This window comes from Desulfatiglans sp., assembly GCA_012513605.1.
Lineage (GTDB): Bacteria > Desulfobacterota > DSM-4660 > Desulfatiglandales > HGW-15 > JAAZBV01.
In genome coordinates, this window is sequence record JAAZBV010000137.1 from 14,826 (window position 1) to 41,191 (window position 26,366).

General features: G+C 45.3%; 25 protein-coding genes. 11 read left to right on the forward strand and 14 right to left on the reverse strand.

The genetic code is table 11. The features are described from left to right. The first annotated feature begins 5 nt into the window (after positions 1-5). The 11 genes from cysK to GX654_18880 all read left to right on the forward strand — a co-directional run bounded on the left by cysK (position 6) and on the right by GX654_18880 (position 11,431). The gene (gene cysK, locus GX654_18830) at positions 6-932 is read left to right on the forward strand and encodes a cysteine synthase A (protein NLD38919.1); all 927 of its coding nucleotides are present in this window, start codon (positions 6-8) and stop codon (positions 930-932) included. 14 nt (positions 933-946) lie between these two features. After that, positions 947-2,113: a homoserine O-acetyltransferase gene (locus GX654_18835; GenBank protein ID NLD38920.1), complete on the forward strand. Its 1,167-nt coding sequence runs from the start codon at positions 947-949 to the stop codon at positions 2,111-2,113. After that, complete coding sequence (metW, locus tag GX654_18840) at positions 2,103-2,705, forward strand: methionine biosynthesis protein MetW (GenBank protein NLD38921.1); 603 nt, start codon at positions 2,103-2,105, stop codon at positions 2,703-2,705. Before GX654_18835 ends, metW begins: the two co-directional genes overlap by 11 nt. Positions 2,706-2,727: 22 nt before the next feature. Next, positions 2,728-3,477: a serine O-acetyltransferase gene (gene cysE / locus GX654_18845; GenBank protein NLD38922.1), complete on the forward strand. Its 750-nt coding sequence runs from the start codon at positions 2,728-2,730 to the stop codon at positions 3,475-3,477. A gap of 3 nt (positions 3,478-3,480) precedes the next feature. Continuing rightward, positions 3,481-4,302 carry a xanthine dehydrogenase gene (locus tag GX654_18850; protein NLD38923.1) on the forward strand — a complete coding sequence of 274 codons (822 nt, stop codon included), beginning with the start codon at positions 3,481-3,483 and terminating at the stop codon, positions 4,300-4,302. Then, a complete protein-coding gene (locus GX654_18855) occupies positions 4,295-5,104 on the forward strand; it encodes an EF2563 family selenium-dependent molybdenum hydroxylase system protein (protein NLD38924.1) in 810 nt (269 codons plus the stop codon). The genes GX654_18850 and GX654_18855 overlap by 8 nt, the downstream gene beginning before the upstream one ends. Continuing rightward, positions 5,092-5,946 carry an ATP-dependent sacrificial sulfur transferase LarE gene (gene larE, locus GX654_18860; protein ID NLD38925.1) on the forward strand — a complete coding sequence of 285 codons (855 nt, stop codon included), beginning with the start codon at positions 5,092-5,094 and terminating at the stop codon, positions 5,944-5,946. The genes GX654_18855 and larE overlap by 13 nt, the downstream gene beginning before the upstream one ends. A gap of 10 nt (positions 5,947-5,956) precedes the next feature. Continuing rightward, the gene (locus tag GX654_18865) at positions 5,957-7,108 is read left to right on the forward strand and encodes a cysteine desulfurase (protein NLD38926.1); all 1,152 of its coding nucleotides are present in this window, start codon (positions 5,957-5,959) and stop codon (positions 7,106-7,108) included. A gap of 53 nt (positions 7,109-7,161) precedes the next feature. Next, positions 7,162-8,175: a thiazole biosynthesis adenylyltransferase ThiF gene (locus GX654_18870; protein ID NLD38927.1), complete on the forward strand. Its 1,014-nt coding sequence runs from the start codon at positions 7,162-7,164 to the stop codon at positions 8,173-8,175. 18 nt (positions 8,176-8,193) lie between these two features. Further along, positions 8,194-10,188 (forward strand): FAD-dependent oxidoreductase, encoded by a 1,995-nt coding sequence (locus GX654_18875; GenBank protein ID NLD38928.1) that lies wholly within the window; start codon positions 8,194-8,196, stop codon positions 10,186-10,188. Positions 10,189-10,522: 334 nt separating this feature from the next. After that, the gene (locus GX654_18880; GenBank protein ID NLD38929.1) at positions 10,523-11,431 is read left to right on the forward strand and encodes a sulfurtransferase; all 909 of its coding nucleotides are present in this window, start codon (positions 10,523-10,525) and stop codon (positions 11,429-11,431) included. A gap of 53 nt (positions 11,432-11,484) precedes the next feature. Here the strand turns inward: GX654_18880 and GX654_18885 are convergent, their stop codons facing one another. The 14 genes from GX654_18885 to GX654_18950 form a co-directional block, all read right to left on the reverse strand. Continuing rightward, positions 11,485-13,281: an adenylyl-sulfate kinase gene (locus GX654_18885; protein ID NLD38930.1), complete on the reverse strand. Its 1,797-nt coding sequence runs from the start codon at positions 13,279-13,281 to the stop codon at positions 11,485-11,487. A gap of 1 nt (position 13,282) precedes the next feature. After that, positions 13,283-14,164: a sulfate adenylyltransferase subunit 2 gene (locus GX654_18890; GenBank protein ID NLD38931.1), complete on the reverse strand. Its 882-nt coding sequence runs from the start codon at positions 14,162-14,164 to the stop codon at positions 13,283-13,285. 5 nt (positions 14,165-14,169) lie between these two features. Next, positions 14,170-14,910 carry a phosphoadenylyl-sulfate reductase gene (locus GX654_18895; GenBank protein ID NLD38932.1) on the reverse strand — a complete coding sequence of 247 codons (741 nt, stop codon included), beginning with the start codon at positions 14,908-14,910 and terminating at the stop codon, positions 14,170-14,172. 26 nt (positions 14,911-14,936) lie between these two features. Beyond that, entirely contained in the window at positions 14,937-15,797 is an 861-nt protein-coding gene (locus tag GX654_18900; protein ID NLD38933.1) for a 4Fe-4S binding protein, read from the reverse strand. Positions 15,798-15,855: 58 nt separating this feature from the next. Then, positions 15,856-16,926, reverse strand: coding sequence for a sulfate/molybdate ABC transporter ATP-binding protein (locus GX654_18905; GenBank protein ID NLD38934.1), 1,071 nt, complete (start codon positions 16,924-16,926; stop codon positions 15,856-15,858). Positions 16,927-16,929: 3 nt separating this feature from the next. Beyond that, entirely contained in the window at positions 16,930-17,907 is a 978-nt protein-coding gene (cysW, locus tag GX654_18910; GenBank protein NLD38935.1) for a sulfate ABC transporter permease subunit CysW, read from the reverse strand. Continuing rightward, the gene (gene cysT / locus GX654_18915; protein ID NLD38936.1) at positions 17,894-18,742 is read right to left on the reverse strand and encodes a sulfate ABC transporter permease subunit CysT; all 849 of its coding nucleotides are present in this window, start codon (positions 18,740-18,742) and stop codon (positions 17,894-17,896) included. Before cysT ends, cysW begins: the two co-directional genes overlap by 14 nt. Before the next feature lie 75 nt (positions 18,743-18,817). Continuing rightward, entirely contained in the window at positions 18,818-19,837 is a 1,020-nt protein-coding gene (locus GX654_18920) for a sulfate ABC transporter substrate-binding protein (GenBank protein ID NLD38937.1), read from the reverse strand. Positions 19,838-19,855: 18 nt separating this feature from the next. Beyond that, complete coding sequence (locus tag GX654_18925; GenBank protein NLD38938.1) at positions 19,856-20,065, reverse strand: hypothetical protein; 210 nt, start codon at positions 20,063-20,065, stop codon at positions 19,856-19,858. Next, positions 20,056-20,481 (reverse strand): hypothetical protein, encoded by a 426-nt coding sequence (locus GX654_18930; protein NLD38939.1) that lies wholly within the window; start codon positions 20,479-20,481, stop codon positions 20,056-20,058. Before GX654_18930 ends, GX654_18925 begins: the two co-directional genes overlap by 10 nt. A gap of 123 nt (positions 20,482-20,604) precedes the next feature. Further along, positions 20,605-21,897, reverse strand: a complete 1,293-nt coding sequence (locus tag GX654_18935) for an O-acetylhomoserine aminocarboxypropyltransferase/cysteine synthase (GenBank protein NLD38940.1) — start codon at positions 21,895-21,897, stop codon at positions 20,605-20,607. Positions 21,898-22,239: 342 nt separating this feature from the next. Continuing rightward, positions 22,240-22,680: an Rrf2 family transcriptional regulator gene (locus GX654_18940; GenBank protein ID NLD38941.1), complete on the reverse strand. Its 441-nt coding sequence runs from the start codon at positions 22,678-22,680 to the stop codon at positions 22,240-22,242. A gap of 89 nt (positions 22,681-22,769) precedes the next feature. Next, entirely contained in the window at positions 22,770-24,563 is a 1,794-nt protein-coding gene (locus GX654_18945; protein ID NLD38942.1) for a tetratricopeptide repeat protein, read from the reverse strand. Positions 24,564-24,740: 177 nt separating this feature from the next. Beyond that, complete coding sequence (locus tag GX654_18950; GenBank protein ID NLD38943.1) at positions 24,741-26,219, reverse strand: carboxylesterase family protein; 1,479 nt, start codon at positions 26,217-26,219, stop codon at positions 24,741-24,743. Positions 26,220-26,366: the final 147 nt, after the last annotated feature.

The following is a 26,366-nucleotide window of genomic DNA, read 5'->3' on the forward strand; positions in this document are numbered from 1 at the left end:
ATATTATGGCAAAGATATATCAGGATATTACAAAGACAGTAGGTAATACGCCCCTTGTAAAGTTAAACCGGATGACCGAAGGAATAGATGCTACAATACTGGTAAAGATGGAGACATTTAATCCCCTTTCGAGCGTCAAGGACCGTATTGGCTTAGCCATGATTGAAGATGCAGAAAAAAAAGGGCTTATTAAAAAGGGGGCAGTAATTATTGAACCCACAAGCGGAAATACTGGCATAGCCCTGGCCTTTGTCGCGGCTGCAAGGGGATATAAGCTTATACTTACAATGCCTGAGACCATGAGCATGGAGCGGAGGCAGCTTTTAAAGATACTGGGCGCTGAGCTGGTGCTTACTGAAGGGGCAAAGGGGATGAAGGGCGCTGTGGCAAAGGCTGAAGAGCTTGCAACGGAAACGCCTAACAGCTTTATCCCCCAGCAGTTCAATAACCCTGCTAACCCGGAGATACACAGAAAGACCACAGCAGAGGAGATATGGAATGATACAGATGGTAATGTTGACATCCTTGTTGCAGGGGTTGGTACAGGTGGAACCCTGACCGGTGTATCTGAGGTGTTCAAGAAACGCAGGCCGGGGTTTAAGGCCATAGCGGTAGAGCCGGAGACATCACCAGTGCTCTCTGGTGGAAATCCCGGCCCCCACAAGATTCAGGGAATAGGGGCAGGGTTTGTACCGGGGGTGCTGAACAGAGAAATAATTGATGAAATTATCCAGGTGAAGGCGGAAGATGCAGGCAGGACAGCGAGGGATTTAGCCCGGTTAGAGGGGATTCTGGGCGGTATTTCAGCCGGGGGTAATGTCTGGGCTGCACTTGAGGTAGCAAAACGACCTGAAAACAGGGGCAAGACCATTGTTACTGTTATATGCGATACGGGTGAACGCTATCTTTCTACATGGCTGTTTCAGGAGTGACAGGTAATAAATAAATGGTTATAAAAAAGGATGATAATCAGAAAAAGAGCGTCGGGGTAGTAGAAACCTCTTTTTATACCTTTGGCGGTCCTGATTCCCGGATGACACTTGAAAGCGGGGAATCCTTAGGCCCGATAACACTTGCCTATGAGACCTATGGCAAACTCAACAGAGATAGATCAAATGCCATCCTTGTGTGTCATGCCCTTTCAGGGGATGCCCATGCGGCAGGTGTGCATAAGGGGCAGGATAACCCCGGGTGGTGGGATGACATGATAGGGCCTGACAAAGCATTTGATACTGACAAATATTTTATTATCTGCTCAAATGTGGTTGGCGGATGCAAGGGTTCAACAGGGCCTGCTTCAATTAACCCTGTAACAGCGAAACCCTATGGACTTGATTTTCCCTTTATAACCATCTCTGATATGGTTAATGCCCAGAAACATCTGATAGACTTTATGGGTATAAAAGCTCTTTTGTGCGTAGCAGGCGGTTCAATGGGCGGGATGCAGACGCTTCAATGGGTTGCCTCATATCCGGAATTTGTAAAATCTGCAATCCCGGTTGCAACTACACTTAAACACTCGCCCCAGCAGATTGCCTTTAATGAAGTTGCCCGGCAGTCAATTATGGCTGACCCAACGTGGCATGACGGTGACTATTATGAGTCTGGCCAGCCTGAAAAGGGGCTGGCAGTGGCGCGTATGATAGGCCATATCACATTCATGAGCGACCAGTCCATGGAGGAGAAATTTTCAAGGAAGCTCAAAAAAGGAATTCTTAATTTCAATTTTGACCCGGAATTTGAGGTGGAGGGTTATCTCCATTACAGGGGGGCAAACTTTGTTAAACGCTTTGACGCAAATTCATACATCTACCTGACAAAGGCGCTCGATTACTTTGATCTTTCAGGTGGAAGGCTTATACCGCAGGATAAAAAATTGAGCACAAGGATTATGGTGATATCATTCAAATCTGACTGGCTGTACCCATCTGCCCAGTCACAGGCTATTGTACGTCTCCTTAAACTGAAACATGTAAATGCCACCTATTGTGAATTGAATTCCACATATGGACATGATGCCTTTCTTGTTGAGATAGATGAGCAGACTACTTTGATAAAACATTTTCTTGATAAGACCTTTAGCGGGCTTAAGGCGGATAATCATGGGGTCTAAGAATATCAGGCTGGATCATAGAATAATTTTTTCGGTTATTGAGCAGGGTGCAAAAATACTTGACCTCGGGTGCGGTGAAGGCGACCTGCTCCATATGCTTGTGCGTGATAAACAGGTGACAGCGCAGGGTATTGAAAAGGATGACAGCGCAATACAGGAGTGCGTTAAAAAAGGGGTGAGTGTATTTCATGATGATATTGAGAGCGGCCTTAAAGAATACCCTGATAACTCCTTTGATTATGTAATACTCAACCAGAGTATGGAAGAGATCAAAAATGTAGATAGCCTCATACATGAGGCCCTACGTATAGGGAATAAGATTATTATCAGCTTTCCAAATTTCGCCTATTATAAATCAAGGATTATGCTCTTTTTTAAGGGCAGGGCCCCTGTTACCAAATCATTGCCATTCTCCTGGTTTGATACGCCTAATGTAAGGTTCCTGAGCATCACTGACTTCAGGGAGTATTGCCTTGATAAAAACCTGTGCATCATAAACAGCTTTTTTCTGGGGGAGAACAGGATAGTGAGGTTTTTGCCAAATCTGTTTGCACTCAATGCTATTTTTGTCCTGGGAAGGGGAGAGGCATAAAAATGAAATCGGGGAGATAGTCATGGGAATTTATCAGAGAATAAAAGAGGATGTAGATACTGTCTTTAAAAAGGACCCGGCTGCGGGAGGTGTTATAGAGGTGCTTACCTGCTATCCGGGGCTTCATGCGGTTTGGATGTACCGTGTTGCCCATTTTTTCTGGGGAAAAAGATGGAGGTTATGCGCCAGATTGATCTCCCACTTTGCCAGGTTTTTAACCAATATTGAAATACACCCTGGCGCTGTAATTGGCAGGAGGTTTTTTATTGATCATGGGGCAGGGGTTGTAATAGGCGAGACAGCCGAGATAGGTGATGATGTGCTTATGTATCACGGTGTGCTGCTCGGTGGTGTAACACTCCAGAAGAAAAAGAGGCACCCTACTATCGGCAATAATGTAATGATCGGGGCAGGTACTATTGTCTTAGGGCCTATTCATATAGGGGATGGCGCAAGGATAGGGGCAGCCTCTCTTGTGATAAAAGATGTCCCTGAACATGCGGTTGCCATAGGTGTGCCGGCCAGGCTGGGCATGGGATTCACAGGAAAGGAGCTTCAGGAGATAACTGAAAACAGGCTTCCTGATCCCATTGCAGATGCATTTCGTTTTATGGGTCGCCAGCTTGAAACCATTGAAAGCAGAATGGAGGAGCTGGAAAAGTGTCAGGGTATATCAATGAAAAATAAAGAATGCATAGAAGAAAACAGGCGGGAAATAGAGAGGATATTTTCTCCTTTCAATGAAGAATTTATACATGGCGCAGGGATTTGAGAAATGCAAGAGATATATGATGAGATTGTAAAGGTTATGAATAATGGGGATACAGCATCACTTGCTACTGTTGTATCGACAAAGGGTTCAACCCCGCGGTCGAGCGGCGCAAAGATGCTGGTTAAGGGTGATGGTTCCATAACCGGTTCCATAGGCGGAGGGTGCCTTGAGGCTGATGTGTGGCAGGTCTGCATGGATGTTATCAAGGAGCAGAAACCAAAGCTTCTTGAATTTGACCTGACAGGGCGTGAAGAAAATGCAAGCGGGCTTATCTGCGGCGGGATAATAGAGGTGTTTGTTGATCCTGTAATATCAACTCCGACTGTCTTTATATTCGGTGCGGGCCATATAGGCTTTGCAGTATCAAAGATTGCAAAGATAGCAGGCTTCAGGATTGTTGTAATTGATGACAGGCCTAATTATGCAAATAAAGAGAGGTTTCCTGATGCTGACGAATTTGTTATAGATGATATTGCTCAGGCGGTGCAAAGCTTATCTATAAACAGGGTCTCCTATGTTGTTATTGCATGCAGGGGCCACCTGGAAGACCAGGAGGTGCTAGAACAGGCGCTTAAGACTGATGCCGCCTATATTGGCATGATAGGCAGCAAAAAAAAGGTGAAAACAATATTTGGCAGTATGAAGGAGAAGGGGTTTACCCAGGCGAGTCTTGACAGGGTCAGCGCGCCCATCGGTGTTTCTATTGCTGCTGAGACCCCTGAAGATATTGCAGTGAGCATAGTTGCTGAGATGACCGATGTAAGAAGAGGCAAGAGCGGCTCTTCAGCAAAGAAGGCTAATAAAAGGCAGGCAGCAGATGAATAGTGGTGAGGATAAGAGGCCTGTCGTATTGATACGGGGGGCTGGAGAGATGGCCTCAGGCATAGCATATCTTGTTCACAGAAACAGCTATAATGTATGCCTCACGGAAATCACCAGGCCCCTTACTGTAAGCAGGGAGAATTCATTTTCCGATGCTGTGTTTGATGGAACAAAAACAGTGTGTGATGTTACTGCAGTGAGGGTTGATGCGGATATAGATGAGATAAAAAATACCTGGGAAAATGGGTTTGTACCACTTGTGATTGATCCTGACGCCTCTGTCAAAAATATAGTAGCTCCTGATATTGTAGTTGACGCCATAATGGCAAAAAGGCCTACCGGCACAACCATTAATGATGCAAGGCTTGTAATAGGAGTCGGCCCAGGTTTTTATGCCGGAAAGGATGTTCATATTGTTGTGGAGACATGCGACAGCTCAGGAAATCCAGGAACACTGATATTTGAGGGCGAAGCAGAGGCTGATACAGCTATACCTATAGATGTTGGCGGATATAAATCAGAGCGGGTGATATGGTCTCCCGAAGATGGTGTTTTTACTCCAGCCATGCGGATGGGCGATAGGGTTAATTCAGGTGATATCCTTGGATATGTTAATGATACCCCGTTAAAGGCAGGGATAGGCGGCACACTGAGGGGTTTTGTGAGAGAGGGTACTGTGATTAAAAAGGGGACAAAACTCATTGAGATAGACCCTGTGTATGAGCAGGATGTTTATGGATTGATAAGAGACAAGATATGGACAGTGGGTTTGGGGGTTGTGGAGGCGATAAAATGCAGCAGATAGAGAGCCGGGCAGATAATAAAAAAAAGGAGTTAGATGGAGCTCTTGCTTCAATGAAGAGGGTTATTATAGCCTTTTCAGGCGGTGTGGACAGCACCTTTTTGCTGGCTGAGGCCGCTCGTGTACTTGGCCCTCAAAATGTGCTTGCAGTGACCGGTTTTTCCGCAAGTATGCCCGGAAATGAATTGCAGGAGGCCGTTAATTTCACAAAGGGGTTGGGTGTTGAACACCAGATAATCCATACAGAAGAGTTAAAAGACCCGTTGTATGTAAGTAACTCCGGTGATCGTTGCTATCATTGCAGGAAAGAGCTGTTGAGGAAACTGGACGAGGTAAAAAAAGAGAGGGGATTCGGCCATATTATCTATGGCGCTGTATCAGATGACCTCGATGATCATCGTCCCGGAATGCGGGCTGCAAAGGAGTCAGGGGCATCAGCGCCGTTGATGCAGGCAGGCCTTACCAAGGAGGAGATTCGTATCCTTTCAAGGGAGATGGGATTACCGGCCTGGGACAAACCGGCATCTCCATGCCTCGCCTCAAGGATACCCTATGGTACCCCTATAAGTGAAGCAGCGCTGAAACAGGTGGAAAAGGCAGAATACCTCATGCGAAATGAGCTGGGCATAAGAGAGATCAGGGTGCGCCATCACGGGCAGATAGCCAGGATCGAGACATCAGTTAATGAATTTGAGCGCCTGTTGTCAACCCCGGTGCGTAAGAGGATTGTGGAATATTTTAAAGGGCTTGGCTTTTCCTTTATATCTCTTGATCTTGAAGGGTTCAGGAGCGGACGAATGAATGAGGCGCTTCTTCATATTCCTGAAAAGCAGGAGAGGGATTAAGGGTTGATCCATGAAAAGAGAGAAGGTTGAAATATATTTTGACAATGCAGCAACAACCCCTGTGAGGGAGGAGGTTGCCAATAAGTTGTCCAAATATTATTCAGAAATATATGGCAATCCATCCAGCCTGCACCAGACGGGTCAACGTGCCAAACGTGGGTTAGAGGTGTCACGGCAAAAAATATCGGGTTTCCTGGGCTGCGAGGCTAAGGAGCTCTATTTTACCGGCGGCGGGACCGAGAGCAACAATATTGCCATAAGGGGTGCCTCCTTTTCTAAACGTGAAAGGGGAAGGCACATTATCACCTCATCAATAGAGCATCATGCTATATTAAATCCGTGTCATACCCTTGAGCAGGATGGGTTTGAGGTTACATATGTTCCTGTAACAGATGCAGGCATTATTGATATTGAGGCCCTTCGTAACAGTATTCGACCTGATACAATCCTTATAAGTATCATGCTGGTTAATAATGAGCTCGGGACCATCCAGCCCATCTCTAAAGTCGCTGAAATAACAAGAGAGAGGAGTATTCTCCTCCATACCGATGCATGTCAGGCGGTCGGGAAGATCCCTGTTAATGTAGATGAGCTTGGTGTGGATATGCTTTCTCTTGCAGCCCATAAATTCTATGGTCCAAAGGGCCAGGGCGCCCTTTACATTAGAAAAGGAACAGTGATAAAACCCTTAATGTATGGTGGGCATCAGGAGCGGATTATAAGACCGGGAACGGAAAATGTGCCCGGTATAATGGGCATGGCCGAGGCGATGATGCTCGCTAATGATGAATTGCAGGAGGAATCAACAAGGTTGAGCAGCCTGCGTGACCACCTTGAACAGGGTATGAAAAATCGTTTCAGCAGTGTTGTTTTTAATGGGCACAGGGAAATGCGGATTCCAGGCATCTCCAACATGAGCTTCAACAATATGGATGGAGAAATGCTGCTTCTCGCCCTTGACACCTTTGGTATTTCTGTTTCAACAGGTTCTGCTTGTAATGCAGGCTCAACAGAAATCTCCCATGTACTAAGGGCTATTGGCCTTGACCCTGAACTTGCCCGGGGCAGCCTGAGGTTTTCGCTGGGGAGGCAGAATACAGCTTCCGAGGTTGACACAGTAATAAATGCCTTGAGCGGGATTATTGAATTGCAGGCGCTCTGACAACAAGGTTAAAAAAAGGATAATAACCTGTTTTACAGGTTACCAGGAAAAGCATGATAGATAACAGATATTCAAAACAGATCCTCTTTAACAATATTGGTCCTGAGGGGCAGAAAAGGATCTCGGCCAGCACTGTTATTGTAGTTGGAATCGGCGCACTGGGCACTGTGATAAGCAGCCAGCTTTGCAGGGCAGGAGTAGGGCGGCTTATACTGGTTGACAGGGATTTTGTTGAGATAACCAATCTTCAGCGTCAGATATTGTTTACTGAAAATGATGCCAGGCTTAAACTACCCAAGGCAATTGCCGCAGCCGAAAGTCTCAGGGCTGTAAATTCCGAGATTATTATTGAGCCCATTATAGCAGATGTAACTTCCAGGAATATTGAAAAGCTTGTTAATGAATCTGATTTGATACTTGACGGGAATGACAACTTTGAGATTCGTTTTCTCATTAATGACGCGGCTTTAAAATTGAATAAACCCTGGATTTATGGCGGGGCTTTGGGCTCCTATGGCATGTCCATGAACATTATTCCGGGGCAGACCGCCTGTCTGCGCTGTCTTATGCCCAAGTCACCACCCCCGGGTAACCTGCCTACCTGTGATACGGACGGGGTGATTAGCCCTGCAACCGGGATTGTCGCCTCTATCCAGACAGCGGAGGCCCTTAAAATTCTTACCGGTAATCACCCCAGAAAAAGTCTTATTCATTTTGACCTGTGGGATGGGAAATTTAATGAATTTACTGTTCACAGGAGAGATGGTTGCCTTGCCTGCGAAAAGGGTGTATATGAATATCTCAATACCTCTAATATCTCATGGGCTACTGTGCTTTGCGGTCGTAATTCGGTTCAGATAGTTCCGCCAGAGGAGATTCAGGTTTCATTAACCGATCTTAAGGGGCGGCTGGAAAGGATAGGCAGCGCAAGGTACAACGGGTTCATGCTGGTTTTTGAGGCAGAAGGGTATGAGATGACAATATTCCCTACAGGCAGGGCTATTATCCGCGGAACCACGGATGAGTCTGCTGCAAGGGCAATCTATTCAAGGTATGTTGGACTCTAATTTTCATAAGGAGGCAAAATGGGATCAAAATACAGTCATGTTTTTGCACCAATAAGAATCAGGGGTATTGATTTTAAAAACCGCATAATGCTGGCTCCACCCTCACCTAATCTGGCGAATGATGAGGGAATGGTGACAAACGACTTTGTTGACATGTTCAGGTCATTTTCAAGGGGCGGCGTGGCAGTAATAAATGTCGGTAATTCGATGATTGATTACAAAGAGGCGCGGGATGAAGAGCGTCAGCTTGATCTGAGCTCTGATGACTGTATCCTTCCATTAACACGGTATGTGGAGGCATGTCTTGATTTCGGGGCACAGCCCAACCTGGAGGTTAACCACAATGGCAAGGACTCTGACCCTGACAGAACGGGCAAGCCTGCATACAGCGCCTCATCATTTATTCCGCCGATCGAGAAATGGCGCGCCAAGATGGCTGGAAGGGAACCGAGGCCGACCATAGAGATGGATCAGGCCAAGATAGATTCCACTGTCTATAAATATGGCGCCGCCTCGCTGCGCTGTAAAAGGGCCGGTTTTAATATGGTTATGATTCATGGAGGGCACGGCAATCTCATTTCGCAGTTTTCAAGCCCCCTCTATAATAAACGCACTGATGAGTATGGCGGCTCGCTTGAGAACAGGGCCAGGTTTACTGTAGAGGTTCTGGACAAGGTGCGTGAGATGTGCGGGAATGATTTTGTTATTGAGATGCGCATCTCGGCTGATGAGATCAATCCTGATGGGATGCATTTTGATGAGACCCTGAAGTATATTGATATCATCAAAGACAAGCTTGATATACTTCATGTCTCAGCAGGTCTTCACGGCGAGATAAAATATATGCGCAACTGGTGGCAGAACTATATGATGGAGAGGATGTACAATGTCCATTATGCCGCTGATGTAAAAAAGGCATTCCCCAACCTTAAGGTGGCTACTGTCGGCTCGATCATGAATATTCAAATGGCAGAGGAGATCATCGCTTCAGGAAAGGCCGATTTTGTTGCCATGTGCCGACCTCTTTTAGCCGACCCTGAAATGCCGCGCAAATATGCGCTTGGCATGGAAGATGATCACCGGCCATGCCTCCGCTGCCAGTACTGCGGAAAGAGGCTCATGATCCCTGCTGTTATTAACTGCGCGGTGAATCCATACCTGGGTAATGAAAGGGAATTCCCGGATGGCAAGGTTAAAAAGGCAGAAATAAAGAAAAAGGTTGCAGTTATTGGCGGAGGGCCGGCAGGCGTAGTAGCCATGCTTACACTGATTGACCGCGGCCATGATGTTACACTCTATGAAATGACTGACAAGATCGGCGGATTGATCGTGCCGGGTTCAGTGCATCCCTTTAAACAGGATTTCAGGGATTACCTGAGTTATCTCCAGTGCCAGACAAAAAAGGCAAAGGCAAAAGTGCTTCTTAACACAGAGGCAACAAAAGAGGTGCTGGACAGGGAAAATTATGATGCCATCATCATAGCTGTGGGTTCAAGGCCAATAGTTCCAAATCTTCCGGGAATCAAAAAGGGGCATGTACACTGGGCCCCTGACGCATGTACAGGTAAGGTAAAGATAAATGGAAAGGTTGTTATCATAGGCGCAGGCGCTGTTGGGGTGGAGTGCGCCATTGACCTGAAACAGCACGGTAATGATGTAAGCCTGATAGAGATGGCCCCTAATCTTGATCACCTGTCAGGTTCAGCGAGCGGTGCTGCTTATGAATTACAGGAACTTATAAAAGAGCTTAAGATACCTGTGCACCTGAACAGCAGGCTGGATGAGGTAAAGGATAAATCTATAATGTGCACCAATTTAAAGACTAACGAAAGGGTTGAATTTGATGCTGATACAGTCCTTCTTGCAATAGGGATGTCATCAAAGCATGATGTGGCAGATGCATTGAGACATTCAGCACCTGAAACAGAGGTGTTTGTTGTTGGAGACGCTATTAAACCGGGGCTTGTTGGGCCTGCGGTAATGTCTGCATTTAAGGCTGCGGCTTATATTTAAAAAATAGGGTGGGGTTTTATACCCAATTTTGTTGGATTAAGATTCATGGTAGGTCATTCCCGCGAAAGCGGGAATCTATTTGTTTTTATTTTCAAATACATAAAGTGGATCCCCGCTGAAGTTTATCCCGTACTTGATACGGGGCGGGGATGACGATTAAGCCGAAATGCCTGTGCGGTTTCCTTAAGTCAACAGTATTTGGTTTTATACCCCACCTGAAAATGGTCAGGAATAAATCCTGACCCTACGAAAACAAAAGCATAAAAGATAAAATTTATATTACCTCAATGATTAGCTTTAAAGATTTATATCGATATTTATCAGGAGAAAAATAATGAAATATAAAATTGTAAACCGGTTGCCAGTGATGCTTCTCCTGATGATTCTTGTTATGCTTCCTTCTGCCTGTAAGGCAAGGGAGATACCCCCTTTTGTATCCACTGACTGGCTGGAGCAGAATATAAATATCCCGGGGATCACGATTCTGGACATCAGGGAGGATGAAGAATATCAAAAAGGTCATATCCCGGGCGCCATAAATGTATCTGTTAATTCATGGGCTGTTGAGAAGAGTGGGCTCGTGCGGGAGCTGCCTGATGAAAAGGAGCTCCTTGAATTACTGGGTTCTATCGGGGTAAAGGTGGATTCAAAGATTGTTGTGGTCGGTAGAGGCATAAGCGATTTTGACCGTGCTGATGCAATAAGGGTTGCATGGACAATCCTTATTGCAGGTGTTAAGAATGTATCTGTGACTGATGGGGGTTTTTCAAAGTGGGTGAATGAGAAAAGGGTTGTAACTCTTGATTCGCCTGTTGTTAAATCTTTAAAATATGATGGGAAAATAGATACCTCTTCAGTCGTATCCAAAGCCTATGTTCTAAATAAAATTGGCAAGACAGTTATCGTTGATAATAGAACCCCTGATGTCTATTCAGGCGCAAAGACAGAACCCTGGGCCCCAAAACCAGGACATATCAAAGGGGCTGTCAATCTGCCCACCCCATTTATTTTTGATGAAAATGGGATGTTGAAAGGTCTAAGTGAGCTTGAGGCTATGGCCCAAGATGTGATCGGTAAAGAGAGGTCACAGGAGCTGATTTTCTATTGCGGCGCCGGGCCATTTTCCTCTGTATGGAGCTATCTGCTTACAGAGATGCTCGGTTACACAAATGTAAAGGTCTATGACGGCTCCATGCAGGAGTGGATCATGGAACCGTCAGGTCCTGTGGAAACAGTGAGATAATATTATATAGTGTCCATCCAGAAAGAGGTTGTTTCTGGATTTAGCTTTCAGCGCTAAATAATATATTCAGGTATCACCTCCTTTTCTCTAAGGAGATCTGTAATCCTCTGCATAACCTCATCGATGGGCGTTTTAACCGGAATGGTTAAATCAACAGGATACTGCGTAAAAGGGTTTAGCCCGATGCATACAACAAGAAATTCCGCCGGGGAATTAAGCTGTTTTAAAATTTCAAGATCATAGTCATCAATCCCGGAGACCGCTGAAATTAGGATCATTCCAGAGTCGGTCATAATTCTTGCGAGCTCACCCATGATTCTTATGGGATAACCCGGGTCAATAGCACTCTGTTCCATATTCTGGGCCAGACCTGAAAGCACATTGTCAAGGCCAATGTAGTAGCTTTGATGCCCTGCGTTAAAAAGTCTTTGTTCCAGCTCTCTGGCATAATCCTCAATTGATTTATACTCTTCACCGGCAAATAGAATAAATTTAGAACTATGATTATTTTTGGCAGCCCTGTCAACATTCGTGATATATCCTTTTTCCCATGCGATTTCACGGGTGCGTATCTGCTCATTTAAAAGGGCTCCTTCCCTTTCTGCCTCATCAAGAATAATACCTCCTCCGGCTATCTCATAATTGTCCACAAGAACAAATCTCCCTGTCCCTTCGAAATCAGCAACCGGATCAAATGCAATGGGTTTTGATGTCTCAATGATAACCTCACCAACGTCATGTCTGTCCAACTGCTGCTTATTATGATTCATATGCAGGTCCGAGGCATCAAGTACATGGGTGATTTCAGCGACTGTTGCTGACATCCGTGAGGTAGCAAGCTTGAGCTTGTAACTCCTTCTCTTAACAAGAGGAGATCTCCCCATCCAGAATATATTGGCCTTCAACCGGGAGCTGACCTTCGGTTGACTATCTCTGCCAGAGGCAATTATCTCGCCCGGCCTGGTATACAGTTGATCTTCAAGGGTAATGCCAATTGCCTCACCTGCATGGGCATTTGATTTAGGAGAAGTATTAAAGGCCTCAATGCTCTGTACCCTTGATCTCTTTTTTGATGGAAGAAATATTATCTCATCGCCAACACTCACCACACCTGATTCTATTGTGCCGGCTATAATACGGCGGTCATCCCCCTCTTCTGTAAACTTGTAGATATCCTGAACCGGAAATCTGAGGGGGAGGAGCTCTTTGCCTTTTTTATTTCCAAAGGCATCAAGCTGTTCCAAGACAGTTGGGCCATTGTACCACTGCATCAGATTGGATGGATGCGTTAAATTTTCTCCATTACGTGCGCTGATCGGAATAAACGAAACAGGTTTTACCTTCAACTTTTTAAGAAAGGCGGAATATTCAGATGCCAGTCTGTTATAGACCTCTTGGTCATAATTAACCAGATCCATTTTGTTAATAAGCACTGTCACCTGACTGATTCCAAGCATTGAGGCGAGGTACCCGTGGCGTTTACTATTCTCCTGAATACCTTCATCAGCAGCTATTACAAGCAGAGCAGCCTCTGCCCTTGCTGCGCCTGTCACCATATTTTTCAGAAATTCAATGTGACCGGGCGCATCAATCACAATGTAATCTCTTGAGGCTGTCTTGAAAAAGCACCTTGCGCTGTCAATGGTAATACCCTGGTCCCTTTCATCCTTCAGGGCATCAAGGAGAAAGGCATACTCAAAAGGTTTTGCTGTCTTTGCGCAAAGGGACTTAACCGCTTCGAGCCTGCCTTCAGGCAATGCGCCTGTATCAGCAAGCAGCCTGCCCATGACAGTGCTTTTACCGTGATCTACATGGCCAACAATAACTATGTTTAACTGATCTCTTTCCATTTTACATATACCCGTCCCTTCTAAGTGTCTCAAGCCCTCCACCATCTTCCTTGTCCTGTTCCCTGCCGGCCCTCTCAGCAATATTTGAGAATTTACCCTCCTTCAATTCCCTGATGATCTCACTGACTGTCCGTGCCTCTGATTCTACAGGCATGGTGCATGGCCAGCATCCTAATGAGCGGTATCGTTTTCCATCACCTTTGTTATAGTACAAGGAAACAGTCGGGATATTTTCGCGCTCGATATATTCCCAGATATTAAGCTCAGTCCAGTCAAGAAGAGGGTGTATTCTCACATGTGTGCCTGGTGCAAAATCTGTTTTGAACTGGTTCCACAGCTCAGGCGGCTGATCACCCACATCCCAGTCATTATCCTTGTCTCTTGGCGAGAAATATCTCTCTTTTGAGCGGCTTCCCTCCTCATCAGCACGCACCCCTGTAATAACGCCTGTGTACTGCTCGGTATTGGAATCAATTACATATTTATCAAGCTTATGATCAAAGCGGTACCTTGGCCATTCACCTGAAAGGGTATATTTGAGCGCCTTTATCTTGAGATTCCCGCAGCAGGTGATCCTGTCACAGTTCCCATCAGGAAAGGTTGCCTTTGTTTTCAAAGCCTCACTATTTTCTCCATAGATTATGTTTAACCGCCACTCCCTGGCAAGCCTGTCACGGTACTCGATCATTTCAGGGATCTTAAAATGTGTGTCTATGTGCAGAAGAGGCAGCGGCACGTGTCCGAAAAAAGCCTTTCTCGCCAGCCAGAGCAGCACGGTGCTGTCCTTTCCGATTGACCAGAGCATGACCAGATTTTTAAATTCACGGTATGCCTCTCTGAATATATAAACGCTCTGAGCTTCAAGTCTTTCTAGATGATCCATACTATTTATCCTCTCTTCCTTACAAGTTTTCCATCGACAATATGCAGACCGCACTCCTTTTGTTCAGGAGATTCCCACCACCATCTGCCTGCCCTTATATCATCACCAGGCTCGATCGCCTTTGTGCATGGCTCACAGCCAATGCTTGGGAACCCCCTGTCATGAAGCCTGTTATAGGGGATCTCATGTTTTTTTATATAACCCCATACCTCCTTTTCGCTCCAATCAGCAAGGGGGTTTAGTTTGATAAGACCATTACCCTCATCCCATTCTATCTTCTCAATCTCTGATCTTGTTGTTGACTGAGATCTTCTAAGACCTGTAACCCAGACATCAAGTGTAGAGAGAACCCTGCCAAGGGGTTTAAGCTTTCTAATATTGCAGCACAGTTTGCGGTTTTCTATGCATTTATAAAAAAGATTTGGCCCGTGTTTACCCACCATATCCTCAATATCAGAATAATCAGGAAACAGGATTTCATAATGTATATTGTATCTAACCATTGTCCTCTCCATAAGTTCATAGGTCTCAGGGTGAAGCCGTCCTGTATCAAGTATAAAGAAACGGGCCTCCGGTAATATTTTTACCATCATATGGGTCAGCACCTGGTCTTCAGCACCGAGACTGGATGCAAGTGCTATGCGGCTATCTGGCTTATTGGAAAACCCTGTGAGGAAATATTTGAGCAGTTCCTCAGCAGTTTTATCCCTGAATATTTTTAAAAGGTTTGTTATTTCATTTTTCATAATAGGTTCCTGCCTCCAAAATGGTGTTACATGTCATTCAAAATATCGTTAATTACTGCGCTGACACCTATTCGCTCCATCATATAACCGAACCGCTCTTTCTTGCGGCCATTTGCACGATAGTATTCAATTACCCTGCTGGTATGTTCGTATAGCTCCACTTTTGTCTCAATCAGGACAGGGACTTTTGTTGCGATCCTTGGAAACTTCCCCATTGTCCCACCCAGCCAGAGGATATATCCAGTCTTTTTTGGCTGCCATGCGCCTGTTGGGCAGCTTGAGGTGCATCTGCTGCAATTTATACATCTCTCACTGTCATGCACATAATTCTCATTCAGCTTTATAATCGCTTTGGAAGGACATGTTTTTTCACACAGACCGCAATCGATACATTGCTCTTTTACCCATTCCGGTTCTATCCCTCCCATAACGCCAATATCATTTTCGCTGGCCTTGGCGCAATTGTTAGGGCAGCCTGTAACTGCCATCTTGAATTTATATGGGGTCTCTTTTCCAAAGTACCTTAAGTCCAGCTCGCGTGCTATCTCCTTTGTCTCGATAATACCAAATTTACAGGTGGCGTTTCCGGGGCATCCGGTAACGATCCTGATTCTGGGGCCATTTACACCCATTTTTACACCAGCTGATTGCAACTCATTTATGGCCTCAGCAATCCGGGTTTGATGAACAAAATGTATGTCAATTCCCTGTCTTGTGGAGAGATGAATCTGCCCTTTTCCAAAACGTTCAGAGACCTCAATAACCTTCTTCAATTGTGCCGGTGTGAAATCTCCTGCAACAGCATGCAGCCTTAAGGCATAATATTCCTTTTGCTTCTGCTGAATAAGGCCGGACTTTTGAAGAAGAGCAGAATCGATTTTATCCATGTTTTGAGTCTTAAAAATATTCATATGCCTTCCTTTAATAACATCCTTTTTAAATCGTTTATATCTGATAGTCCTCGACAAAGACCTTTACATTTTTGGGCCTTACAAAGACCTTTTCGCCGCTCTTCAAGTCGAGGGCCCTGTATTTATCCCTTGTCAACTCGGCCTCTACCACATCCGGATTTCCAACGACTATAAGGCTGACACGTGCAACAGGGCCAACTGTTCGGATATCTTTTACAGTGGCAGGTATACCTGATAAGTATGATGATTCACGATCAATGTCGATATCCTGAGATCTCACATATCCTATTGTTTGCTCCCCGTTCGCCGCAGCCAAAATAGATGCCCCCTTATCCATGCCGGCCATAAAGGTGGAGGCTTCATTGATCCTTCCATGAAACAGGTTGACGTTTCCCAAAAAATTGAACACAAAGGGATTTTTTGGATTATTGTAAACCTCTTCAGGTGTGCCGGTCTGCTCTATCCCCCCTTTATTCATGACAATAATCGTGTCTGCCACCTCGAGCGCCTCCTCCTGGTCATGGGTAACAAATATACTCGTTATATGAATCTCATCATGAAGATCCCTTAACCACCCTCTTAATTCTGCCCTGACCCTGGCATCAAGGGCGCCAAATGGCTCATCAAGGAGCAGTATCTTTGGTTCCATGGCAAGTGCCCTCGCAAGCGCCACCCTCTGCCTCTGCCCACCTGAAAGCTGTGAGGGATAACGATTCCTGAGGCCCTCAAGTTGCACAAGCCTGAGCAGTTTATTTGCCCTCTCTTTTATCTCACCCTTTGAAGGGCGCTCTTTTCTCTTCCTGATCTTCAGGCTAAAGGCGATATTGTCGAATACTGTCATGTGACGAAACAGGGCATAGTGCTGAAAAACAAAACCGACTCTTCTTTCACGTATATGGCGATATGAGGCATCTTCTCCATTTATCAGGATCACGCCTGAATCGGCGATCTCAAGCCCGGCTATGATTCGGAGCAGGGTAGTCTTTCCTGATCCTGAAGGCCCCAATAATGCTGTAAGTTCCCCATCGCATATCTCAATGTTCACATCTTTAAGCGCCTCAAAATCACCAAACTTTTTACTCACATTGTTTATCGAAATTCCCATTTATTAATTCCCCTCATCTTGATAAAACTTTACCGGTGCATCTATAAAAGAAGATTGTGCAAAGTCCGGCGCCCCGGCTGTAACATTCATTGACTCCCTGCCTGTTTTACCCGATATTTTACTGTTTTGTTCACGGTGTCCAATCTTCCACTCTGCCAGCTTCTTAACAACAAGTGTGAAAATCGCAAGAAGAGCAAGGAGCGATGCAACTGCAAATGCGGCCGAAAAATCATATTCATTGTAAAGTATCTCTACATACAGGGGGATCGTGTTTGTTGCTCCACGTATATGACCAGAGACAACCGATACAGCCCCAAATTCACCCATGGCGCGTGCATTGCATATTACAACACCATAAACCACTCCCCACCAGATATTGGGGAGTGTTACCCTTAAAAAAATCTGAAAACCATTTGCCCCGAGCACAATTGCCGCCTCCTCCTCTCCGCTTCCCTGGGACTGCATCAGGGGAATAAGCTCCCTTGCAACAAAAGGGAATGTGACAAAGATGGTTGCTAGAACAATACCGGGAAGGGCAAATATTATCCTGATATTGTAGGCGCTGAGCCATGGGCCTAACCAGCCATGTAACCCAAACACAAGGACGAATATGAGCCCTGCTATCACGGGTGAGACAGAAAAAGGGAGGTCTATCAGCGTAATTAGCAGATTTTTGCCGGGGAACCTGAACTTTGTAATGGCCCAGGCGGCTGCCAGACCGAAAATAAGGTTAAGAGGTACAGTTATAGCGGCTGTTAACAATGTCAGTTTTATTGCTGAAAGGGCATCCGGATCCACAAGAGCTGCAAAATAGGCCGGGATGCCATTTTCAAATGCCTTGCTGAAGAGTGCAATAACCGGCAGAATGAGAAACAAGCCAAGAAAAACTATTGTCACACCAATAAGCAGCCAGCGGACAAAAAGCGGCTCTGTTAGAGCGCTATCAAGGGTAACAGCGTCTAATACCTTATGCTTCGGCATATTTTCTGCTCCATCTTTGTAGAATGTTTATTGCAAACAACAGAACAAATGATGCTGCAAGCATTACCAGTGCAATCGCCGTTGCCCCGGAATAATCAAACTGTTCCAGCTTGGTTATTATTAAAAGCGAGGTAATCTCTGAGATCATCGGCATGTTTCCGGCAATAAATATTATTGAACCATATTCACCTATTGATCTTCCAAGGCTTAAGGCAAATCCTGTAAGCATGGAAGGCGCTAAAACGGGAAAAATTATATAACGGATTGTCTGCAGGCGATTAGCTCCCAGGCAGAGAGCCGCCTCTTCAGCCTCCTTTTCTATATCCTCTATAACCGGCTGAAGTGTTCGTACCACAAAAGGAAGGCCGATTACTGTCATTGCAATGACAATGCCCATTGGAGTATATGCAATCTTAAGCCCGAGAGGCTCAGTAACGGCGCCAATCCATCCATTTGATGAATAAACTGTTGCCAAGGTTATGCCTATTACTGCTGTTGGCAGTGCAAATGGGAGATCAATCAGTGCATCAACAAGATTTCTGCCTGTAAACCTGTATCTGACAAGTACCCATGCGGTGATTGATCCAAAAATAACATTTATTAAGGCTGCAACAATAGCCGCCCCAAATGTGACCCTGTATGAGGCCATAACCCGCGGAGATGTAACTGTTTCAATGAAATCAGACCATGTCATCCCTGCGCTCTTAAATACCAGTGCTGAAAGCGGGATGAGTACAATGATCCCGATGTAAAATATAGTGTATCCAAGGGTCAGATTGAAACCGGGGAGCACCCTCTGATATTGTTTTCTGCTTTTTAAATTTTCAGTATCCATTATAATTATCCGATAATTGAGCTGCCCTATTAATCCTTCAACTTATTAAAGGCAAACAGCCACTGTAATCCATGATCAGTATGCCTGATAAATCTGGTCAAAAATTCCCCTGTCTGCAAAATGGGTTGCATGTGCCTTTTCCCATCCCCCGAAGATATCTTCGATTGTAATGAGATTTACCTCCTGAAACTGTGCAGTATATTTGCATAAAACAGATTCAAGCCTGGGGCGGTAGTAATTTTTCGCTGCGATCTCCTGACCATGTTCACTATAAAGAAATTGGATATAGGCCTTTGCCAGGTCGGCTGTTCCATGTCTCTCCGCATTACGATCAATAATTGCAACTGGTGGTTCTGCAAGTATGCTGATAGAAGGCACAACTATTTCATACTCATCCTTGCCTGGTTTATTCACAACCAGGTAGGCCTCATTCTCCCATGAAATGAGCACATCACCTATCTTACGTTCTATAAATGTGGTTGTAGAACCCCTTGCGCCTGAATCAAGGATCGGTACGTTCTTGTATATGGCCTTGACAAACTCTTTAGCCTTTTCCTCGCCGTTGCCCCATTTCAACAGGGCATATCCCCACGCAGCAAGGTAATTCCAGCGCGCCCCTCCGGAGGTCTTGGGGTTGGGGGTAATCACAGCAAGACCTGGTTTTGCAAGATCATCCCAGTCCTTTATTTTTTTGGGATTGTTTTTTCGTACAAGCAATACAATCGTTGATGTGTAGGGTGAACTGTTATTTGGAAAACGTTTCTGCCACTCCTTTGGCAGGAGATCACTCTTGTCAGCGATGGAATCAATATCATAGGCAAGGGCCAGGGTAACAACATCAGCATGAAGGCCGTCAATTACTGACCTGGCCTGCTTACCGCTTCCGCCGTGAGACTGCCTGATATCAACCGCTGTGGAATTGACTTTCTGCCAGTACTCATTGAAAGCAAGGTTGATCTCCTGATAAAATTTCCGTGTCGGGTCATAGGATACATTCAGCAATGTTTTCTTTCCACTTGCATGGGCTTTTACTGGCAAAGATGCAATGATTGCTATTAAAAGTATCAATAGTATTGTAATGCTATATCTTCTCATGATGATACTGCTCCAATTTCACTTTAACGCCTTATCCAGGTCTTTTATCAGGTCATCGACTGTTTCCAGCCCTATTGATAGCCTAATAAGATTATCCTTTATCCCTGTCTTTTTTCTATGAGACTCTGCCATTGAGGCATGACTCATGGTTGCTGCAAGTTCTGCAAGTGAGACCGGGCCGCCAAGGGATTCTGCAACCTGGAATATCCTGAGCCTTTTTAAAAATATTTTACTTCAGGAATACCGCCCTTTATCTCAAATGAGACTACTCCCCCGAAACCTGTCATCTGCCTTGCTGCGATATCATGACCGGGGTGTGAAATAAGCCCGGGGAAATAGACCTTTTCAACCTTTGAGTGGCCCTCAAGGTATTCTGCTGCTGCAAAGGCGTTTTTCTCATGCTGCTTTACCCTCAACGCAAGGGTTTCAATGCCCCTCATGACAAGCCAGCAGTCAAATGGGGAGGCGGCTGTGCCCATTGCATTAATGAGAAACTGCACCCTCTGTGTAAGCTCATCAGTTGTGGTGACAACAGCGCCCCCAATAACATCACAGTGGCCGTTGTTGGTATATTGGAAAAGAGATGGCCCCATATGCCTTGTCAGGCCTATCTCCGGTATGAATAGATGAGGTTTCAAATCCATATTTACTATTTATTGATCTTTTCATTGTTTTGTTCCGCCTTTTAGTTGTTTGGTTTTGGCACCGGGTTATCAGAAAAATGTGAGCCCCTGATAACACCGATGCCTGTTAATATGGCTATGCTGCTAAACCCTCGCCAGCGCCTGCTCTATATCTGAAATAATATCATCAATATGCTCTATGCCTATTGAAAGCCTTATAAAGTCAGGGGTAACACCTGTCGCAAGCTGTTCATCAGCGGAAAGCTGCTGATGAGTGGTTGTTGCAGGGTGTATGGCAAGGCTCTTTGCATCCCCCACATTGGCAAGGTGTGATATCAGTTGAAGCGAATCAATAAATGTTTTACCTGCCTCTTTACCACCCTTTATGCCAAAGCCAAGTATTGCGCCTGCGCCATGTTTAAGGTACTTCTGTGCCCGCTCATTTTCCGGGCTGTCATCAAGACCTGGATAATTTACCCAGTTCACCTTCGGGTGTTTCTTAAGATATGCAGCTACCCCAAGGGCGTTGGTAGAGTGCCGAGGCATCCTCAAATGCAGGGTTTCAAGCCCCTGGAGAAAGAGGAATGCGTTAAAGGGTGAAAGGGCAGGGCCAACATCCCTTAAAAGGGTTACCCTTGCCTTTAAGATATAGGCCAGGTTTCCAAGGGGTTTAAGCGCCTCAACAAAGTTTATCCCATGATAGCTTGGGTCCGGATCAGCTATAAGGGGGAACTTACCGTTTGTCCAGTCAAACTTGCCCGAATCCACTATAACCCCTCCCAGGCTTGTACCATGCCCGCCGATAAACTTTGTGGCAGAGTAGACTGCAATATCTACTCCAAAGTCTATGGGTCTTAATATATAGGGTGATACTGTGTTATCCAGCACAAAGGGTATTCCGTTCTTATGTGCAACCGCTGCTATGCCTTCAAGGTCTGCAACATCCAGTTTCGGGTTGCCGATGGATTCTGCGTAGATCGCCTTTGTCTTAGGTGTTATGGCCCTTTGAAATGCTTCCAGATCATTGGATTTAACAAATTTTACATTTATCCCGAGCCTTTTAAAGGTGTAATGAAACAGGTTATAGGTGCCGCCATAGAGGTTATCGGCTGAGACTATCTCATCCCCTGCCTGTGCAATGTTAAGTAATGCCAGTGTTATGGCAGACTGCCCGCTTGCAACTGCCAGCGCCCCTATGCCCCCATCCAGGGCAGCTATCCTCTTTTCAAATACATCTGTTGTCGGGTTCATGAGCCTTGTATAGATGTTCCCGAACTCCGCCAGCCCAAACAGGCTTGCCGCATGATCGCTGCTCCTGAACTGGTATGATGTTGTCTGGTAAATGGGCACCGCCCTTGATCCGGTAGTGGGATCAGCCTCCTGCCCGCCATGCAGCGCCAGGGTCTCGATTTTTAGCTTGTTGTCGATTGCTGTCATCTCTTTTTTCCTTTCCTGTTAATTGTTTAATAATGAACCCTGATAATTTTTTAAAAACATGTTTATAACTAAAAATAAAAAACCCGCTATGCCGGTTTATTGACCTAGCAGGGCGGGTTCTCTTTACGGTGAGTTAATTAATTCTCCTCTTCTCACATAAAAGCCCCCCTGCTGCCGCAGGTACAGCACATGGCCATATTACACATATACATTATCATACAGGTTTTTTTGAATATGCTTATCATTCTATGTCCCACCAACTGCCTTTTTAATAATGGCCCATGATCATTGAAACGAGGCCTTTTTTATTTAATTCCTTGACCATTACAAAGCTGAACCTTCCTATATTACATAATCAGGTTCAGCGTATTTTTCTTTTATCTGGTTAACCAGATCCTCAAAGGTTACGCTGTCAACTATCTCTGATGCTGATTTTGCCACCTTTTGCCATATCCCCCTGAAGACACATCTTGCGATATCAGTGCATTCTGTATAACCAGCTTTAGCGCATGATATGGGCTCAATATCCCCATCTATCAGCCTGACGACATCGCCTACAGTAATCTTGTCAGGCGACTTTGAAAGCCTGTAACCGCCTATGCTCCCTCGCCTGCTTTCAATAAGCCTGCCCTTTCTCAGCTCCAGCAGTACCTGCTCAAGAAACTTTTGAGGGGCATCAATCCGTTTGGCCATCTCCTGACTCCTTACCAGTTCCATGTCATAATGGAGGGCCAGGTCAAGTACAGCCTTTAATGCATAATCACCTTTATATGTAATTCTCATAAGCTGCTCATCAATACAATTCCTATTGGAAAGGTATAGTATTCAAATCTTTTATTTGTGTCAAGTGAATTTTTTGTAAAATTTAAATTTTATTTTTCCGGGATGCCGATTTTTCGCAAGGATTCTATCTTGTAATCAAGCAGCTCCTTGTCTTTCTGTATCCTCATATAAGATTCATAGACCTTGAGTGTAAAATTGGGTGCAATGCGAAGCACCTCAGAGGCGTGATATTTTGCCTTGTCCATATCATTATCAACAGAATATACACCTGCAAGCATGCAGTGTGCCTTGAGGTTGTTCGGATTAATCTTGAGGGCCTTTTCACCATATTCTTTTGCTTTTTCATGGTTAAAGAGTCTGTTATGAAAAGGCACAGAATAGACTGCGCCAAGGTAGACAAAAAAATCTGCGTAGGGGTAGGGGTCAAGACGTATAGCCCTTTCAATGAACTGTATGGCCTTTTCATATTCACCCGTCAGGTAATGAAAATAACCAAGAAAATAGTGGGCCATTGCGGCATTTGGCTCCAGATCAACCCATTTTTCAAGACGGGATATTGCGCTCTTACTATTTTCTTTTAACAGGTCAATATAGGCATAAAGAAGCATGGTGTAGCCGTATGTTTTATCCAGCGCATATGCCTTTTCAGCATATTCTTCTGCAAGTTTCAGGGATAATGCAGGGTCATCGCTCCTTTCATAGAGGATCTGATAGATATGATATATGCCTACCCCGTAATAACCTTCAGGTTCTGATGGCGCGATGCTGATAAGCTTTTCAGCAGTAACCTTTGCCATTTCATGGTTTTCTTCAAGGAGGTACTTTATAAGAGAGAGATAGGTCTCATAGTAATGGGGGTCTTTTCCAAAATAGCGCCGTACCACATCACCGCCAATAAGCTTTATGCGCAGTTCAATGGATATCTGTGTGGTAATCTCTGACTGAAGAGTAAAGATGTCTACCATCTCACGGTCATATCGTTCTGACCATATATGATAACCCTTTACCGCATCAATCAACTGGACAGTAACCCTGACGCGGTTGCCCTGCTTTCTTACACTCCCTTCAAGTATATACCTGACCCCAAGCTCCTCACTCACCTGCTGTGCCTTGACCGGTCTGTTTTTAAAAAAGAAAGAAGAGTTTCTGGCAATAACAAACAGCTCTGGGTTTTTTGAAAGGCCTGTAATGATCTCCTCTGTAAGGCCGTCGCAGAAAAATTCCTGGTCAGCCTCTCCGCTCAGGTTAACAAATGGCATGACAGCTATTGATGGCCTTTCAGGCAAAGGATAAGCCATCCTGTTAAAGGATGCCTTTTCAGTTGCCCTTGTCCCATTTGCCTCACTGTCCGGTTTATCTCCAGGGATAATTTTATAGATGCGGACAGGTTCATCCAGATTTTTCACCTGGTGTTCTCCAAGGTATTCATACTGTACGTCTATCTTTCTTTTTACCTGGTCATATACATACCTGGAAATGTTGATCCCGCCAGGGTCGGATAAAGATTGTATGCGGGCTGCGGCATTAACGCCGTCACCATAGATACTGTTATCCTTTATGATTACATCACCCAGGTTAATGCCTATCCTGAACTGCATTTTTTTATTTTCCGGGAGAGAAGCATATTTGGCTGCTAATTCCTTCTGTATCAATATGGCGCACTCAACCGCGTTCACCACGCTGTTGAATTCGGCAAGTATATTGTCACCAGGGGAATCAACAACACGGCCCTGGAAGTCTGATATTAGCGTCTCCATAAGCTTTTTATTTTCTTCCAGGTTATGGATGGTCCACTCTTCATCATCTTCCATTAGCCTGCTGTAACCTGCTACATCAGCTATGAGGATGCCGCTGAGTCTTCGCTCGATACGCTCCTGATTCATGGGAAAGCCTCTCCATACGAAAAAAACTTACAAAAGATTCTCTGTGTCTGACGGTTAAATATCATGAATTTCAGGGGATATTAGCGTATCGAATCAGGCATGTCAAAGTATGTTTATGTTAAAAAGTACCCGCCGGTTGTTTTTTCCGGTGCAGGTACTTTTTAGAATTGAGGAAGATTAATTTTTGTCTGCCCCTTCTCTTAGCTTTGAAAAATATGCATCAAAGGCCATAATCTTATCAAGGTCAGGGTGTTTTTTAGGGCCGGTTTCACCATCTATATACATAACCATGTTTTCATTTTCAATAAATGCGGGCCAGTCGGGTAACCCTTCACCATTGGGGTCACCTGTTCTGGCAAAGTTTATCCAGTAGGCGCCCATAAGCTCACTTAATGCAATATCTGTCTGGGTGGCAGGTCTGCTGTTCATTGGGCCGGGGCCCCCAAGGTTATTAAATACATATGGTATTTCAGCAGCATGGTTCGCGCCGCCAGGTATACCCTCTATGCGGTGGTCAAAGTAATAGACATATGCCCTGTTTCCTGATTTAAGGGAATGGAGTCTTGCCCATGCCCATGTGGGCCATGCAAATGTCGATTCGCGCATAAGATCCTTTGCAGACTGGGTCGCCTCTTCATCGGTAGCGTGCGGGTATGCCTTGAGAATATCCTCTGCTGCAGCGGCATACTGCCCTTTTACCATTGCCTTGAATGACGCACTGTTCATAGGCTGATTTACGAACAATCCGCCTTCATTGGAGTTTGACCCGATAAGTACAGGGGTGTCATTAAATGCGCCGGTTTCATATATCTCATACATGTTAGCTGGGATGATTATTCCATCAGGCACAGGCCAGAAACTCCCCATACCCTTGGTGTTTTTCTGGATTTCCTCTGCGCTCAGGGTGCGGGCAGCCGCAATGTTACCTGCACCAAGATCGCTCAGATATTTCTTACCAAGCTCTTCAGCCTGTGCAAGTGTCAACCTTGCAGGGCCTAAACCACCGCCGCTCTCTGAAATAGCGCGTTGAAAAAGGCCTTTAGCCGCAGGTGATGCTGTAAGCATAAAGACAGAAAAACCACCTGCGGATTCACCGAAAATGGTAACATTCCCCGGGTCTCCGCCAAAACTGGAAATGTTGTCTTTTACCCATTTTAGGCCCGCGATCTGATCCTGTATGCCGTATGTGCCTGAACCGCCGCCACTTTCTGCGCTGAGTTCAGGATGGGCCAGAAAACCCATTGGGCCTAAACGGTAGGCAACGCTTACCAGCACAACCCCCTTTTTTGCCAGGTTTGTGCCGTCATAGGCAGGTGAACTTGTCATGCCTATGCCGAATCCGCCCCCATATATCCAGACCATTACAGGCAGCTTTTCATCGATCTTTTTTGCCCCTGTCCAGACATTAAGATACAGGCAGTCTTCGCTTATATCCTGCGGGCCGCCCAGCATTGCGCCAAAGGCGGTGTCCTGCATGGGGCCGGGTGCAAATTTGTCTGTCTTCTTCACCCCTTGCCACGGGACAACAGGCCGGGGTGATTTCCACCTGTTTTCACCAACAGGCGGTGCGGCAAAAGGAATGCCTTTATATGAAAATATGCCGTCAAGCTCTATGCCCTCAATAGTGCCACCTGTTACAGCAACTGTTGCGGTCATAGCAGGTACCTCTTTAACCTCTGGTGCTATGGCTTGTGCGGATGTATCGGTTTTTTGCTGCTGGGGTTCATTGCTGCATGCAAATGTGAAGAGTGTCAGCATTGCCAGCAGCATAAAACAGCTTGAATGTTTGATAAGCATTTTACC